This window comes from Candidatus Reidiella endopervernicosa, from assembly GCF_013343005.1.
Taxonomy (GTDB): domain Bacteria; phylum Pseudomonadota; class Gammaproteobacteria.
In genome coordinates, this window is record NZ_CP054491.1 from 951065 (window position 1) to 966049 (window position 14985).

Genomic DNA, 14985 nt, shown 5'->3' on the forward strand with positions numbered 1-14985 from the left:
TTAGGGGCTGGGTCGATTTCAGGCAACAAAAAACCCGCCGCAGCGGGTTTGTTGCTGGAACGAGATCGCTGTTACTTGATCTTCGCTTCCTTGTAGGAGACGTGTTTGCGAACAACCGGGTCGAACTTCATCATCTCGACCTTCTCAGGGGTGTTACGCTTGTTCTTCATGGTGGTGTAGAAGTGGCCGGTGCCGGCACTTGAAACCAGTTTAATCTTTTCACGCATGATAAATTCCCCTTAAACCTTTTCGCCGCGACCGCGCATGTCGGTCAGGACTGAATCGATACCGTTCTTGTCGATAATGCGCATGCCCTTGGCAGATACGCGCAGACGAATGAAGCGGTTCTCACTCTCAACCCAGAAGCGGTGGGTGTGGAGGTTAGGCAAGAAGCGGCGTCTCGTCCTGTTTTTCGCATGGGACACATTGTTTCCGGCAACGGGGCGCTTCCCGGTAACCTGACATACTTTGGACATCGTAAATCTCCGTAAAATTCTTGAGGCCACGCATACAACGTGCCGAAGAGCCGCACTTTATAGCAAATTCAATCTGGTGAGGCAAGGCAGCGGCGCGATTATTTTACAGCAATCCGTGCTCGGCGAATGAGTGGCTCTCACCGTTACCGATGATCAGGTGGTCGAGCACCCGGATCTCGACCAGTGCCAGTGCGGCCTTGAGCTGTTCGGTGATGCGCTGATCGGCCTGACTTGGCTCGGCGATCCCGGAGGGGTGATTGTGGGCAAAGATTACAGCGGCGGCATTAAATGAGAGTGCGGTTTTGACCACCTCGCGCGGATGCACGCTGGCCCCATCAATGGTGCCGTGGGAGAGCTCGACAAAACGGATCACCTGGTGACGGTTGTCGAGCAGCAGGGCGGCGAAGACCTCGTGTTGGTAGTCACGCAGCTGTGCCGTGAGGTATTGGCGGGTCTGGTCGGGGCTGGTCAGTGCATCGCCGCTGAGCAGGGTCTCGTGCAGATGGCGTCTGCCCATCTCCAGAGTGGCCTGCATCACGGCGTACTTGGCGCTGCCGAGACCGAGTCCGTTGCAGAACTGTTTCTGATCGGCGCTGAGCAGGGCGCGTAGGCTACCGAACTCCGCTAGTAGTTCACGCGCCAGGTCGACGGCGGTCTTGCCGCGGGTACCGGTGCGGAGAAAGATGGCGAGTAGTTCTGCATCTGAGAGGGCGGTCGCGCCACGTTGTAGCAGCTTCTCGCGGGGACGCTCTTCGGCGGGCCAGTCGGTGATCGGCATATTCAACTCCCTGTTGTCGGTACGGCATCCTGCCGCCGGTTAATATTAATCGGTTATCCGCATTGTTTGAAAGTTTATGTAGAATCGTCACGATTATGGATCAGCCCCTCAATGGTCAGAAAATTCTCCTCGGCATTACCGGTGGCATCGCCGCCTACAAGTGTCCGGAGCTGGTGCGCCTGCTACGCGGCGCAGGGGCCGAGGTGCGAGTGGTAATGAGTGAGGCGGCGGAGTCGTTTGTTACCCCGCTGACCCTGCAGGCACTCTCCGACCACCCGGTCCACAGCCAGCTGCTCGATAGCGAGAGTGAGGCGGCGATGGGCCATATTGAACTTGCACGCTGGGCCAACCTGATTCTGGTGGCACCGACCACGGCCAATTTCATGGCGAAGCTGGTCCATGGCGGGGCCGATGATCTGCTGACCACCCTGGTGCTGGCAGCGGAGGCACCGCTGCTGCTCGCCCCGGCAATGAACCGTGTGATGTGGCAGGACGAGGCGACCCAGGCGAATGCACGCATCCTGCTACAGCGCGGTATCGAGCTGGTTGGTCCCGATAGTGGTGAGCAGGCGTGTGGCGAGGTGGGGCCAGGGCGGATGGTTGAGCCGAGCGCGCTGCTGGCGCGGGTGGTAGAGCGTCTTGTTGAGGGGCCGCTGAACAACTTAAAGGTGGTGGTTACTGCTGGCCCGACTCGCGAGCCGATCGATCCGGTGCGCTATATCACCAACCGCAGTTCCGGCAGGATGGGGTTTGCGGTGGCCGAGGCTGCGGCTGCTGCCGGTGCTGAGGTGGTGCTGGTGGCGGGGCCGGTGGTGCTCTCCACCCCGGCGGGTGTTGAGCGGATCGATATTGAGAGCGCTGCCGAGATGGAACGTGCAGTGATGGCGGCCATCGAGGGGTGCGATATCTTTGTCGCCACCGCCGCGGTGGCCGACTATCGACCCGCCGAGGTGCAGGGACAGAAGATGAAAAAGTCTGAGGCATCACTCTCGCTATCGCTTGAGCGTACGAACGATATTCTTGCTGGCGTTGCAGCGCTCGATAGTGCGCCGTTCACGGTCGGTTTTGCCGCCGAGACCGATCAGGTGCTCGACTATGCACGCGACAAACTGGAGCAGAAGCGGCTCGATATGATCGCCGCCAATCGCGTCGGATTGCCCGGTTCGGGTTTCGATAGTGACGATAATAGTCTCCACCTGCTCTGGCAGGGAGGAGAACAGCTGCTTGAGCAGCAGCCGAAACGGCAGTTAGCGCGAACACTGATTAATGTAGTTGCGGAACGTTTTGCCGTGACTCAACAACGATAAAGAGTAGAGAGACTACAGTGAGTGAGAAGATGCAGAAGATTGAGGTGAAGATACTCGACCCACGGATCGGTAACGAGATTCCGATGCCGCACTACGCGACCCCCGGTTCGGCTGGGATGGATCTTCGCGCCGCACTTGAGCAGACGACGGTGATCGCCCCCGGCGAAACGATCCTGATCCCGACGGGTATCGCGATCCATGTCTGTGAGCCCTCACTCGCTGCGGTGATCCTGCCGCGTTCCGGTCTCGGACATAAACACGGCATTGTGCTCGGTAATCTGGTCGGTCTGATCGATTCCGATTATCAGGGACAGCTCTTTGTATCCTGCTGGAACCGTGGTTCCGACTCTTTTACCATCGAAATCGGTGAGCGTATTGCACAGCTGGTGGTGGTGCCGGTGGTGCAGGCCGATTTTGAGGTGGTCGAGGAGTTTGAGAGCTCTGAGCGTGGCGAGGGTGGTTTTGGCCACTCTGGTCGCCACTGATTTCCATCAACTTTCGGCATCGTACGCTGACCGCCATGGAGAGCGAAGTGAGGGCGGTTAGTCCGCGATAGTCGACGCCGTCTGCATATTCGTAGTTGAGAGCGCGAGCGAACGACGAAGAAGATGCAGCAGCGGCTTTATGTCGGCGTAGAGTCACTGAGGGAGTTGTGTAGAGCCGCGAAGAGGTGATTACGCAACGAACGCAGGACGTCGGGGCGCCGTAGGCATAAACGGTCGCGTTAGTATTTGCCGCTTGCTTGGGCTTGGATGCCCAAAACAAGCTTCCGCAAAAATAGCGACTCCCGGATGGATGCGTGGATAAGTTAGAAGAATGGAGCTTCTATGAAGGCTAAGAAAAAACCCTCAATCCGGGGTGGAATCCACCTTGTGATTCCGCTCATGGTTGTTGCTGTTACGGCGGCAATACTCTTTGCGGCCACGGCCTTTGTGGCGCAGATGCAGCTCTCGAATGGCGATGATAGCGGCCAGACGGCTCACTATGATCTGCTCGCCAGGGCGCATAGCGCCAGGGTCTCTGCCTATATCAATCACTACAGCGCGATGGCCGATAAGCTCGCCTCTGAGCCTTCACTGGCGCAGCTGTTGGTGGAGGGTAAACCGCAGGCGTTGAGCGCACGCGCCGAACAGCTCGGTTACGCCTTCCCCGATGCACTGCTGGTTCGGCTGCTGCCGCCCGGTGTCGATACGGTTGATACCACCACCACGCCCAATCTCAGTTACGCCTGTCTCGATCTGCTACACAGCGCTGATAAGGGTGAAAAGCCAGCCATTGAGATTCATCTCTTTAACAGCACGCAGGAACATATCGATATCGTACGACCGATCAAGTCGGGCGACGGCACCATCGTCGGTGCACTGCAGATCGCGCTCTCGGTGAAGGGGCTGCAGGCGACGATCGGTAAGATTGCCAACCCCGGTGGATATGTTGAGCTGCAGCAAGGGGTCGGAGGCGACCGTATGAAGCTGGCGGCCAAGGGTGCGGTGGCGCTCAAAGGCACGACATCTGTGCATACGAGCAAGATTGCGGGTACAGGCTGGAGTGTGCGTTTCTGGCCACAGCCACCGGCAAGCGGCGGTAGTGATCCGCTGCTGATCTGGGTGGTTGCCGGCGCATCGATTGCCATCCTGTTGGTTGTTCTGGTGATGGTGTTACGCCAGATCAGTGGTGCGCTGCGCAGCGATATGGCGCTCGTTATCAACATGGTCAAAGCGATGCGCGAGGGACGCGTGGTGGAACCACAGCGCGCTGCGCTGGTAGGCTGCCGCGACACCCTGGCGCTGCTGGTGCAGATGGGCCGTGGTGGTCGTGGTGCAGCTGCTCAAAGTGTTGATGAGGCTGCACAAGAAAATGGTGCGGATGGAGGTGAGTCGACGCTCGAGGATGAGATCTTCGGTGATGACAAGCTGAAAGATGATCTCGGCCCGAGTCTGATTTTTCAGGGCGACGATACCTCAATGATTGTCGATGAGGATGAGAACGTGAATCCCATCTTCCGTGCCTACGATATTCGTGGTGTGGTCGGTGAGACGCTGACTGCTGAGATCGTTGAGGATATCGGCCGTGCCATTGGCAGTGAGGCGTTCGAGCTCGGTGAGCAGGCGGTGATTGTGGCGCGTGATGGTCGTAACTCCAGCCCCGAGCTTGCCGATGCGCTGATCAAAGGTATCTGTGAGAGTGGTCGCGACGTGATCGATATCGGCATGGTACCGACACCGCTACTCTATTTTGCGACTAACCTGCTCGGTAGTACCTCGGGCGTGATGGTGACCGGTAGCCACAACCCAGCCAACTACAATGGCCTGAAGATTGTGTTGCGTGGAGAGACGATTGCCGGGGATGCGATCCAGAAGCTGCGCCGCCGTATTGAGGATGAGGATTTCCTCAGCGGTGATGGTGAGGTCAACAGCGTTGAGCTGGAGAACGAGTATAGCGAGCGTGTTCTCAAGGATGTCCGGCTACAGCGCGGCCTTAAGGTGGTGATCGACTGTGGCAACGGTGTAGCGGGCAAGATAGCTCCGATACTGCTACGTCAGCTAGGTTGTGATGTGGTGGAGCTCTACTGCAGTGTTGATGGCAACTTCCCCAACCACCACCCCAATCCGAGCGATCCTGAGAACCTTAAGGCGCTGATTACCGCTGTTGCCGGACAGGGTGCCGATATCGGTCTCGCCTTCGATGGTGATGGTGATCGCCTCGGGGTGGTCGACTCCAACGGTAAGATCATCTGGCCCGACCGACTGATGATGCTGTTTGCCCGCGATGTGATTTCACGTCACGCGGGTGCCGAAATCATCTTCGATATTAAGTGCTCCAGTCACCTCGAGCGGGTGATCCGCGAGGCGGGTGGTAAAGCGACGATGTGGAATACCGGCCATTCGCTGATCAAGGCGAAGATGAAGGAGAGCGGCTCTCTGCTGGCTGGCGAGATGAGCGGTCATATCTTCTTCAAGGAGCGTTGGTTCGGTTTCGATGATGCACTCTACGCGGCCGCCAGACTGCTCGAGATACTCTCTGCCAGTGCCGATAGCAGCGGTACTCTTTTCGATGCGCTGCCCGATAGCGTTAACACCCCAGAGCTGCAGGTGGAAATGGCCGAGGGTGAGCTGTTCCGCTTTATGAAGGCGCTGCAGGCGAGTGGTAATTTTGAGGGTGCGAAGCTGACCACCATTGATGGCATTCGTGCCGATTATGAGGAGGGTTGGGGTCTGGTGCGCGCCTCCAATACCACCCCCTGTCTGGTGCTGCGCTTTGAGGCCAACAGTGAGGCGGCGCTATCGAAGATCCAGAAGCATTTCCATGTCGAGATGTTGAAGATCAACCGCAATATCAAGCTGCCATTCTGAAAAAAGACGACAGGTGACGGGGTATACTTCGCCTCCTGCTCAGCGATGAACCAAGAGAGATAATAGAGATGAGTCTTGACCCTTCCGCCGCGATGAATACCGCTCATGTGCTCTCCGAGGCGCTGCCCTATATCCAGCGCTTCAGCGACAAGACGGTAGTGATCAAATATGGCGGTAACGCCATGGTCGATGAGAAGCTGAAGAGCGGCTTTGCCCGTGATGTGGTGCTGATGAAGCAGGTCGGGATCAATCCGGTAGTGGTGCACGGCGGTGGGCCGCAGATCGGTAACCTGCTGGAGCGGATCGGTAAGGAGAGCAAGTTCATCGAAGGAATGCGGGTGACCGACAGCGAAACGATGGACGTGGTTGAGATGGTGCTCGGCGGTCTGGTCAATAAAGAGATCGTCAATCTGATCAGTCGTCACGGCGGCTGCTCGGTCGGTCTGACAGGAAAGGATGGTGGTCTGATCCAGGCGAAGAAACTCAAGCTCAGTCGAAACGACCCCGAGCTGGATGCGCCCGAGATCATCGACCTGGGTCATGTGGGCGAGGTCGATAAGGTCAACACCTCAGTGGTTGAGATGCTGGTGCACGGTGATTTTATCCCGGTAATCGCACCGATCGGTGTCTGTGACGATGGCCAATCCTATAATATCAACGCCGATCTGGTCGCCGGTAAGGTGGCCGAGGCGTTGAATGCTGAGAAGCTGATGCTGCTTACCAATACCGCCGGTCTGCTCGACAAGGAGGGAGAGCTATTGACTGGGCTTTCGGTCAATCGGGTCGATGAGCTAATCAAGGATGGCACCATTCACGGTGGCATGTTGCCAAAGATTCGCTGCGCGCTGGAGGCGGTGCAGGGCGGTGTGCAGAGTTCGCACATCATCGATGGGCGTGTTGAGCATGCAGTGCTGCTGGAGCTCTTTACTGACGAGGGTGTTGGTACATTGATTCGCGCCGACTAGGGGCACTATCTGGTGGGGCGTAACTGCAGAAAGCGTTCCATTGCTTTGGCATATTTCTCTACAAGTTGGGCTCGTTCCACTCGTTTATTCTCGATGAATGCCCGGTTCTCTGCGATCTGTGATTGAACCATGGCGATTCCGTCGCGCATGGTGGCGCTGATCGCCTTGCCACGCCTCTCCTGTGTGGCGGCCTCTTTTTTACGATTGCCCAGGTCGCCCGATAGCTTCTCGATACGCCCTTCAGAGGTGATGATGGATGCATCGATGGCCTCGAGGTTGCGGTCGCGTACCATCTCGATCTCCTTAGCCGAACCGTAGGTTCTGACCAGGATGGAGTCGTAGATATCTTGCTTGTGTTTACGCTCCGCCTCTTTGGCGGCAAGGCGTTTCTTTTCGGCGGCGATACGCTTCTCTTCAGCGATCTCCTCCTGGGTCTTGGCGCGTGGGGTGCTACTCACGGTGCGTCCGCGGTTGCTTAGCTCGTCGCTGCCCTGTTTTACATAGGCCGGCGGCACGGTATAGCCGTAGTGGACCTGGCCAGACTCGTCTACCCAGCGATAGAGCTTGGCAGCAGAGGCCACCTGTAGTGGCACCAGCACCAGTAGCAGTGCGGTTGTCGTAATACCGAGGAGTCTGTTCATCTGAGCCTGTAGTTATCGTCAGGAGCCACCTGGTTACTAGTGATCATAGACCCTATGAGTCCACAATTTAGCAAGGGTTCCTTGAACTTTTTGTCATTCAATCAGGTTGAATGGTGTGATGCAAGTCGATGATTAAAACGGGATAATAGTAATCGTGGAGCTTACCGAACAACTTCTGCTGTTTCTCATCTCGTTGGTTGCGAACATCTTCTCCGCCTTCTCCGGGGGGGGGGCGCGGGGCTGATTCAGCTGCCCGCGTTGATTTTTCTCGGTCTACCCTTTGCTTTGGCGTTGGCGACCCACAAGGTTGCGAGCGTGGCGTTGGGTATCGGTGCCACCATCCGTCATGCGCGTGAGCGGGCGCTGGAGCGCAACTTCACCCTCTTTATCCTCGCCACCGGCATGCCCGGTGTGGTGGTGGGGGCGATGCTGGTGTTACAGATTCCAGATAGAACCGCACAGATGGCACTCGGTGTGCTGACCATGGGGTTGGGGCTCTACTCCTGGCTCAATCCGGGTCTTGGTGAAAAGCATGCACCGATTAACCGCAATCGGCGCGGCTACCTGCTCGGTGGTGGTGTGCTGTTTCTGATCGGCGTGCTCAATGGTTCGCTCACCTCGGGAACCGGTCTGTTCGTCACTCTCTGGCTGGTGCGCTGGTTTGGTCTCGACTACCGCCGTGCGGTCGCCTACACGCTGATTCTGGTCGGCATGTTCTGGAACGGTACTGGTGCGGTGACGCTTGGACTGCTGGCCGGTTCGCTGCTGGGGGGTTACATCGGTGCGCATATGGCGATCAAGAAGGGGAGTCGCTGGATCAAGCGCGGATTTGAGGTGATTACCCTGCTTGTGGGGTTGAAGCTAATCGTTGGTTAGTTAGCGGAGTGTTGAAATGCGCTCAGGCGAGCATGAGACAGGGCGAAATTGGCCGAAAAAGCGCAGTTTACTTACAGTAAATGAGCATTTTGAGGGTGATTTCAACGCCGAATCATGTCGCGTGAGTAGTAATTTCACGGTCTGCTAGAGTTTGATGCCGTACTCGGTGCGGTAGTTGCGAATCGCCTCGAGCTCACTCTCCATGCCGCCTCTGCCGTCGAGATAGGTGATCAGGTCGTTGAGGGTGACGATGCTCGCCACCTTGATGCCATAGCTCGCCTCGACCTCCTGGATCGCCGAGGTCTCACCGGTGCCGCGCTCCTGACGATCGAGTGAGATTGCCACGCCTGCCGCTTTAGCGCCCGCTGCCTCGAGGATTGCCATCGACTCACGGATCGCGGTACCGGCGGTGATCACGTCATCGATGATCATTACCTTGCCCTTCAGCTCGGCGCCGACGGTGCTACCACCCTCACCGTGATCCTTCGCCTCTTTGCGGTTAAAACAGTAGGGGACGTTGTGGTCGTGGTGGTCGGCCAGTGCGATTGATGCTGCCGCAACCAGTGGGATGCCCTTGTAGGCGGGGCCGAACATCATGTCGTAGTCGATGCCGCTCGACTCCAGGGCGGCGGCGTAATAACGCCCCAGCTTGGCCAGTGCAGCACCGGTGTTGAACAGGCCGCTGTTGAAGAAGTAGGGGCTGACACGGCCCGACTTGAGGGTGAACTCACCGAAGCGAAGTACGCCGACCTCGATAGCGAAGTCGAGAAAATCGGATTGGTACTGTTGCAGCGACATGGGTTTACTCCTGAAGTCAGTGTTTGGACCGGTATTCGGTGGCGCAAGATTCTAACACGGCTGCAGGCGTATCAAACTACAGGCGACTCTCTTCTCACTGCGTCGATTCAAACTGAGAGGCGTGGGTGATTTTGATCGAGGGTATGCCGCTACGGGTGCCGACCCAGCCGCGGATAACCAGGGGCGTGCCCGGTTGGCGTAGTCCCGGTACTGCTGCCATTAGCTGTTCGAGAAGACTATTTTCGATTCTGGCGGTAAGCGGCCCCTCAAACTCAACCTCACTATATTTGCGCCGTTTTTTGATGCTGATCAGTCCGGGGAGTCGCTATTTTGCGAAAGTTTGTTTTGGGCATCCAAGCCCAAGCAAGCGGCAAATACTTAACGCGACCGTTTATGCCTGCGGCGCCCCGACCGTCCTGCGTTCGTTGCGTAATCACCTCTTCGCGGCTCTACACAACTCCCTCAGTGACTCTACGCCGACATAAAGCCGCTGCTGCATCTTCTTCGTCGTTCGCTCGCGCTCTCAACTACGAATAGGCGACGGCGTCGACTATCGCGGACTAACCGCCCTCGCTTCGCTATCCATGGCGGTCAGCGTGGGTGGTGAGACGGCGAAAGCTGTTACGAAACTTGTCCGCCCCACTGGCTGGGGTGAGCTGGTACTCATCAAGCATCCAGATGCCCAGCTGTTCACGACGTGCCTGCTGTTCGGCGCTCCGATAGTCGTCGGCATATTTGAGATTGGGAGGTCGGGCAACCTGATAAACAATACCCTGGCGAAGCAGCTTACTATTGATGTTCTCGCCATCATCGTTGAAGAGATGTGCGAGTAGGCGGTCGTAGTGGTCGTGGCGTTCGCGATCAAATTCCAGGATGACACTCTTCTCGGGCAGTAGTGCGACTAATGCCTCTCTCGCCGCGTCGCCACCGCTCTGTGCGGGGCTGTTGTGGTGGGCCACCTCGGGAGCGTTGATGCCGAGTAGCCGCACACTGCGTCCATCCTTGAGGCGGATGGTGTCGCCATCAATCACCTTGTCGAGCGGATAACGTGACCGCTCAAGGTCGATACCGGGTAGTGTTACCTGTTCCGCGCCAGAGGTGGGACGATCACCGAAATGGAGCTGACCACTACTATCGCGCCAGCGATAGATCTCGGCATTAATCGTCGCGGTGAGTGTCAGTAGTAGAAGCAGCGCGGTGGTGCGCATGGATAGTCCCTTATCCGATCAAGAAGGGATTGAGCATAGGTGAGTGGTCGAGCGGTGACAATGGAACTGGAGAGAGCTGCTTTAGTCGAAGCGAGCAGCCAAGTAGACTGGCGCGGTTAATCACGGGGTAGATGATGGATTCAAAGCAGAGTGAAGGCAGTGAACGGTCGATGCATGAGATGGTGCGTTCGATCTTCAGTGTGCGAATGGTGGTCGCCTTTGCGATGGGTTTTGCCTGTGGTCTGCCACTGCTACTGACGATCTCGTTGCTGCAGGCGTGGATGAGTGATGCGGGGGTCGATCTCGGTACCATCGGTCTCTTCGCCCTGGTGGGCCTCCCCTACACGCTGAAGTTTCTCTGGGCTCCGATATTTGACCGTTTTACCCTGAAGCTCTTCGGACGCCGCCGTGGCTGGCTACTGCTGGCACAGCTGCTGCTGATGGTGGCGATCGCTACTCTCGGCATGGTCAATCCCGTTGAACAGCCGTGGCTGCTCGCCTTTGTCGCGCTGCTGGTCACCTTCTTCTCCGCCTCACAGGATATTGTTGTTGATGCCTATCGTCGTGAGGATCTGCGCGATGAGGAGCTGGGGCTCGGCTCGTCGCTCTACGTGAACGGTTATCGTATCGGTATGTTGCTGGCCGGTAGTGGCGGCCTGATTCTGGCCGATCACGTCTCGTTCCAGACGGTCTATCTAATCATGGCGGCGACGATGTTGATTGCCGTCGTTACCACCCTGCTGGCGCGTGAACCAGTGGAGGCGGAGGGGACGCCCAAGACGCTACGTGAGGCGGTGATCGACCCCTTTGTCGACTACTTCCAGCGTCCCGAGGCGCTCTGGATTCTCGCCTTCATCCTCTTCTACAAGGTGGGCGATACGATGGCGAGCGCCATGACCATGCCCTTCTATCTGGAGATCGGTTTTAGCAAGACCGAGGTGGGTGCGGTGGCGAAGCTGTTTGGTTTCTGGGCGACGATCATCGGTGGTCTGGTTGGTGGTGTGATGATCCTGCGACTGGGAATCTTCCGCTCACTCTGGTTATTCGGTTTTCTACAGGCGATTTCAACCGCAGGCTTCTCAGTGCTGGCGCTGATGGGTAACTCTCTCAGTGGTCTGGCGGCGGTGATCGCCTTCGAGAACTTCTCCGGGGGGATGGGTACGGCAGCCTATGTCGCTTTCATGGCGAGCATGACCAATAAACGTTTCACGGCGACCCAGTACGCGTTGCTTAGTTCATTGATGGGAATACCACGAGTGATCGCCTCGGCACCGACCGGTTATCTGGCCGAAGGGGTTGGTTGGTTCAGCTTTTTTATTGTCTGCACCCTGATTGCGATTCCGGGTCTGTGGATTCTGCGCCGCTTCTCGCCTGAGCGAAATGGGCTGATGGTCGAGGCGAGAGCGCTCTGAGTCTGGCTCAGCTCTCGTCGTGGTAGCGCCGTTCATGACCACTGCGACGATCGGCAAAACCGATCGGCATCTGATGTTGGCGACGCTCCGACTTATCCATGCGCCGGTTGAGAATCAGGTGTAGTGCACCGATACCAAAGGCGACACTGATTACACCGGAGAAGACCAGTGGCAGCCCCGCTTCAGGGCGAATATAGGGTAGCCAGGTGACCATCTCCGGATGGTTGCTGATCAGCATGCCGATGATGGCGAATGAGAATCCGATCACCAAGAAGATAATCGCGTAGACAAGGCGAAAGCTGGTAAAGGTGTTCGGGTTTTTCTGTAGTCTGCTCATTGTAGAGTTCCGCTAATTATTATTGGTTACGGTCGTCCTGTGGCCCCTCACAGTGAGGCGTCTAACCTCAATGCGGATCCCTTACATTCAAGGATAGTAAACTTTTTCGCAGAATTGCGAAATGGATCACAGTGGGTACTCAAGCAGTCTGCTAGGTGGAGTAGCTTAGCGCCGATGGGCTCGTCGTAGATTTAGATCGGGATCGCCGTTGGGGTAGAGCTGTGCGACCTGCTCAGCGTAGCCGTTAAAGGGTAGGGTGTCGCGTTTTTGCAGTTCACCGATGCGTCGCTCGCGGTTGAAGCTCCATTTGAACTCGGGATGTTCGCGGGTAACGTTGGCGTAGAAACCATAGTCGTCCGACATCTCATTCCAGGTTGTCTTGGGGCGCTGCTCGGTCAGGGTGATGCGCACGATCGATTTGATGCTCTTAAAACCATACTTCCACGGCACGACCAGTCGTAGTGGCGCGCCGTTTTGGTTTGGTAGCGGGTCGCCATAGAGGCCGGTGGCGAGCAGGGTGAGAGGGTGGGTCGCCTCATCGATACGTAGCGCTTCTTGGTAGGGCCATTTCAACAAACGGCGCTGCTGTCCCGGCAGCGGTCGGTCGGCATCGTAGAGGCTGGTGAAGGCGACATATTTTGCACGCGAGGTGGGGCGCACGCGTTTGATCAGCGCTGCCAGCGGGAAGCCCAGCCAGGGGATCACCATCGACCACCCCTCCACGCAGCGATGGCGGTAGTTACGCTCCTCCATAGAGAAGGGGTTGAGCAGATCCTCAAGCGTGAAGCGGGTCGGTTTGGCGACCTCGCCATCGATGCTTACCGACCAGGGCTCGGTCTCGAGGGCGCTTGCCCGGAGTGATGGGTCTCCCTTTTGCGTGCCGAACTCATAGAAGTTGTTGTAACTGGTGATCGACTTGAGCGGGGTGAGCGGCTCATCGGTCGAGTAGGGGGAGCGCGGCGCGGCGGCCAGTGGTGTGGTGGGGAGCAGGGCGGAGCCGAGCAGTGCGGCTGATTGCTGCAGAAAGCGTCGCCGTTGTCGGTAGATCGACTCTGATGTGGTCTCTGAGGGTGTGATGTCGCTGGGCGATTTAATCACCACTGCTACGCATCTCTTCCAGTGAGCTGGCGCGACGCCAGGTTGCCTCGACGATCTGCCAATCATCATCGATCTTCATCAGCAGTAGATCGAAGCGGTGCAGATCGGCGCGCAGATTGACCAGCGCATCGAGATTGCCGATTGGCTGTCCTGCCATCGCCACCATCAATACCATCTCTGCCACATCGTCGTTTTCACCGATCTTGAGTGATTTGATCCGGGTCAACAGGTGGATGCGTTTGTTACGGAAAAATTGCAGGCGCAGCAGGTTGATCGCCTGCTTGCGGTCGATGCCTGAGCGGTTGTTGAACTCGTCGGCAAGGATGGTACGAAACGTCCCCAGCTCACGCGCCTCAGCCGCCTCTTCGGTGCGATCGATCATGGCGCGAATCTGAGTCTCGGCAGAGTCGGGATCGCTGCCGCAGCCAGTAAGTGTGAGGGCAAACAGGAGCGCCACGATGGTCCTGCTGAACTGAGAAATGGTCATGTTGTGAGCTTGGTGTATGCGCCTACCCTTTAGGGATGTTGCCCTGCACCAGCAGTTCGAGTGCTTCATCCTGCGGGCGAGGGCGGGAGAAGAGGTAGCCCTGATTGTATTCACACTTGGCGTCGCGCAGGGTGTGGAACTCTGGTACCTCCTCAACACCCTCGGCGATGATGTCCATGCCAAGGTTGTGGGCCAGACCAATCAAGGAGTCGACAATCGCCATGCAGCGCGGGTCTTTGAGCATGGTGCTGACAAAGGCACGGTCGATCTTCAGGGTGTCGATGGGGAAGTGTTGCAGGTAGCTGAGACTGGAGTAGCCGGTGCCGAAATCGTCGAGGGCGAGACGCAAATCGAGTGATTTGATCTCCAGCAGCTGTTTGATGGCGTGTTTCGGGTCTTCCATCAGCATCGTCTCGGTGATCTCGATCTTGATCTCAGTCGGATCTGCACCACTCTCATCGAGTGTGGCACGAATGTCGTCGATGAAGTGCTGGTCGGCAAACTGTCGCCCCGAGGCGTTGATGCTCATGTAGAGCGGCGGCATATGGGGGTGGTGCTCTTTGAAGATGCTCTGCATCTTGACGTGGGTATTACACGCCTCCTGCAGCACCCAGAGCCCCAGTGGGACGATCAGACCGCACTCCTCGGCGAGGGGGATGAACTGGTCGGGTGGCACCATGCCGCGCTCGGGATGGTTCCAGCGTACCAGCGCTTCAAAACCGCCAATATAGCCGGTCGCGGTTGAGACGATCGGTTGGTAGTAGAGCACCAGATGGCGTTGCTCGATCGCCTCTTGCAGCTCCTGTTCCATCTTCAGTCGCTGTACGGCACTCTCACGAAACTTCTCGAAGTACTCGTTGGTTTTCTGGTCTTCAACAACCGCACCGTTATCGTGGCACTGCAACTTGCGGAAGCGCTGTAGGATTACCCGCAGCAGCAGGTTGATCAGCGGGTCGGCGTTATTCATCTTGTTACTGACGTATTCGCGGCTGATGATCGCCAGATCCACCTCGCCCAGAGCGGTAGCGGTGGCGGAGCGCAGGCTGTCGTCGATCAGTGCCATTTCACCAAACAGCTCGCCCTTCTGCAGTACGGCAACGACCAGTTTTCGATCGTCGACCTGGGTGGATATTTCGATCTGGCCGCGTTCAACCAGATAGGCGACATCGCCTTGATCGCCTTCACAAAAGATCACCTCATCGTGGGAGAAAGTCTGATGGTGTCGTTGATTGTCCAAGTTGCGGCGCCCTTC

At 57.3% G+C, this 14985-nt stretch carries 17 protein-coding genes and 1 pseudogene; 7 read left to right on the top strand and 11 right to left on the bottom strand.

The genetic code is table 11. The features are described 5' to 3' along the window. Nucleotides 1-71 precede the first annotated feature (71 nt). From rpmG to radC, 3 genes are all read right to left on the bottom strand, one after another. Entirely contained in the window at nt 72-227 is a 156-nt protein-coding gene (gene rpmG / locus HUE57_RS05365) for a 50S ribosomal protein L33 (protein WP_078483918.1), read from the bottom strand. Nucleotides 228-239: 12 nt separating this feature from the next. Beyond that, a complete protein-coding gene (rpmB, locus tag HUE57_RS05370) occupies nt 240-476 on the bottom strand; it encodes a 50S ribosomal protein L28 (protein WP_078483917.1) in 237 nt (78 codons plus the stop codon). 103 nt (nt 477-579) lie between these two features. After that, complete coding sequence (gene radC, locus HUE57_RS05375; protein WP_078483916.1) at nt 580-1254, bottom strand: RadC family protein; 675 nt, start codon at nt 1252-1254, stop codon at nt 580-582. 95 nt (nt 1255-1349) lie between these two features. Between radC and coaBC the strand changes: the two genes are divergently transcribed. From coaBC to argB, 4 genes are all read left to right on the top strand, one after another. Next, nucleotides 1350-2561, top strand: coding sequence for a bifunctional phosphopantothenoylcysteine decarboxylase/phosphopantothenate--cysteine ligase CoaBC (gene coaBC / locus HUE57_RS05380; protein ID WP_078483915.1), 1212 nt, complete (start codon nt 1350-1352; stop codon nt 2559-2561). 29 nt (nt 2562-2590) lie between these two features. After that, nucleotides 2591-3046, top strand: a complete 456-nt coding sequence (gene dut / locus HUE57_RS05385; protein ID WP_078483924.1) for a dUTP diphosphatase — start codon at nt 2591-2593, stop codon at nt 3044-3046. Between the two features lie 342 nt (nt 3047-3388). Next, a complete protein-coding gene (locus HUE57_RS19000) occupies nt 3389-5911 on the top strand; it encodes a phosphomannomutase/phosphoglucomutase (RefSeq protein WP_078483914.1) in 2523 nt (840 codons plus the stop codon). 68 nt (nt 5912-5979) lie between these two features. After that, nucleotides 5980-6876, top strand: a complete 897-nt coding sequence (gene argB, locus HUE57_RS05395) for an acetylglutamate kinase (protein WP_078483913.1) — start codon at nt 5980-5982, stop codon at nt 6874-6876. 5 nt (nt 6877-6881) lie between these two features. Here argB and HUE57_RS05400 read toward each other — a convergent pair whose 3' ends face one another. Next, the gene (locus HUE57_RS05400) at nt 6882-7517 is read right to left on the bottom strand and encodes a DUF4124 domain-containing protein (RefSeq protein WP_078483912.1); all 636 of its coding nucleotides are present in this window, start codon (nt 7515-7517) and stop codon (nt 6882-6884) included. A gap of 154 nt (nt 7518-7671) precedes the next feature. Here HUE57_RS05400 and HUE57_RS05405 point away from each other — a divergent pair. Continuing rightward, nucleotides 7672-8393 (top strand): annotated as a pseudogene (locus HUE57_RS05405) (sulfite exporter TauE/SafE family protein). A 144-nt stretch (nt 8394-8537) separates the two neighbouring features. On the opposite strand, the gene pyrE reads toward HUE57_RS05405, so the two are convergent. Next, the gene (gene pyrE / locus HUE57_RS05410; RefSeq protein ID WP_078483923.1) at nt 8538-9185 is read right to left on the bottom strand and encodes an orotate phosphoribosyltransferase; all 648 of its coding nucleotides are present in this window, start codon (nt 9183-9185) and stop codon (nt 8538-8540) included. 100 nt (nt 9186-9285) lie between these two features. After that, on the bottom strand, nt 9286-9411 hold the full coding sequence (locus HUE57_RS19575; RefSeq protein ID WP_272902020.1) for a hypothetical protein: 126 nt from the start codon (nt 9409-9411) through the stop codon (nt 9286-9288). A gap of 110 nt (nt 9412-9521) precedes the next feature. Between HUE57_RS19575 and HUE57_RS05415 the strand changes: the two genes are divergently transcribed. After that, a complete protein-coding gene (locus HUE57_RS05415; RefSeq protein WP_174672678.1) occupies nt 9522-9728 on the top strand; it encodes a hypothetical protein in 207 nt (68 codons plus the stop codon). Nucleotides 9729-9769: 41 nt separating this feature from the next. Here the strand turns inward: HUE57_RS05415 and HUE57_RS05420 are convergent, their stop codons facing one another. Further along, a complete protein-coding gene (locus HUE57_RS05420) occupies nt 9770-10399 on the bottom strand; it encodes a thermonuclease family protein (RefSeq protein WP_174672847.1) in 630 nt (209 codons plus the stop codon). Nucleotides 10400-10530: 131 nt separating this feature from the next. Here HUE57_RS05420 and HUE57_RS05425 point away from each other — a divergent pair, with 131 nt between their 5' ends. Beyond that, nucleotides 10531-11811, top strand: coding sequence for an AmpG family muropeptide MFS transporter (locus HUE57_RS05425; protein WP_236725698.1), 1281 nt, complete (start codon nt 10531-10533; stop codon nt 11809-11811). Between the two features lie 7 nt (nt 11812-11818). On the opposite strand, the gene HUE57_RS05430 is transcribed toward HUE57_RS05425, so the two are convergent. The 4 genes from HUE57_RS05430 to HUE57_RS05445 all read right to left on the bottom strand — a co-directional run bounded on the left by HUE57_RS05430 (nt 11819) and on the right by HUE57_RS05445 (nt 14970). Further along, nucleotides 11819-12148 (bottom strand): hypothetical protein, encoded by a 330-nt coding sequence (locus tag HUE57_RS05430; protein WP_078483909.1) that lies wholly within the window; start codon nt 12146-12148, stop codon nt 11819-11821. Nucleotides 12149-12313: 165 nt separating this feature from the next. Next, entirely contained in the window at nt 12314-13249 is a 936-nt protein-coding gene (msrP, locus tag HUE57_RS05435; protein WP_135622249.1) for a protein-methionine-sulfoxide reductase catalytic subunit MsrP, read from the bottom strand. Further along, nucleotides 13239-13703: a hypothetical protein gene (locus HUE57_RS05440; RefSeq protein ID WP_135622247.1), complete on the bottom strand. Its 465-nt coding sequence runs from the start codon at nt 13701-13703 to the stop codon at nt 13239-13241. The genes msrP and HUE57_RS05440 overlap by 11 nt, the downstream gene beginning before the upstream one ends. Nucleotides 13704-13755: 52 nt before the next feature. Continuing rightward, a complete protein-coding gene (locus HUE57_RS05445; RefSeq protein WP_172840293.1) occupies nt 13756-14970 on the bottom strand; it encodes an EAL domain-containing protein in 1215 nt (404 codons plus the stop codon). Between the last annotated feature and the right edge of the window lie 15 nt (nt 14971-14985).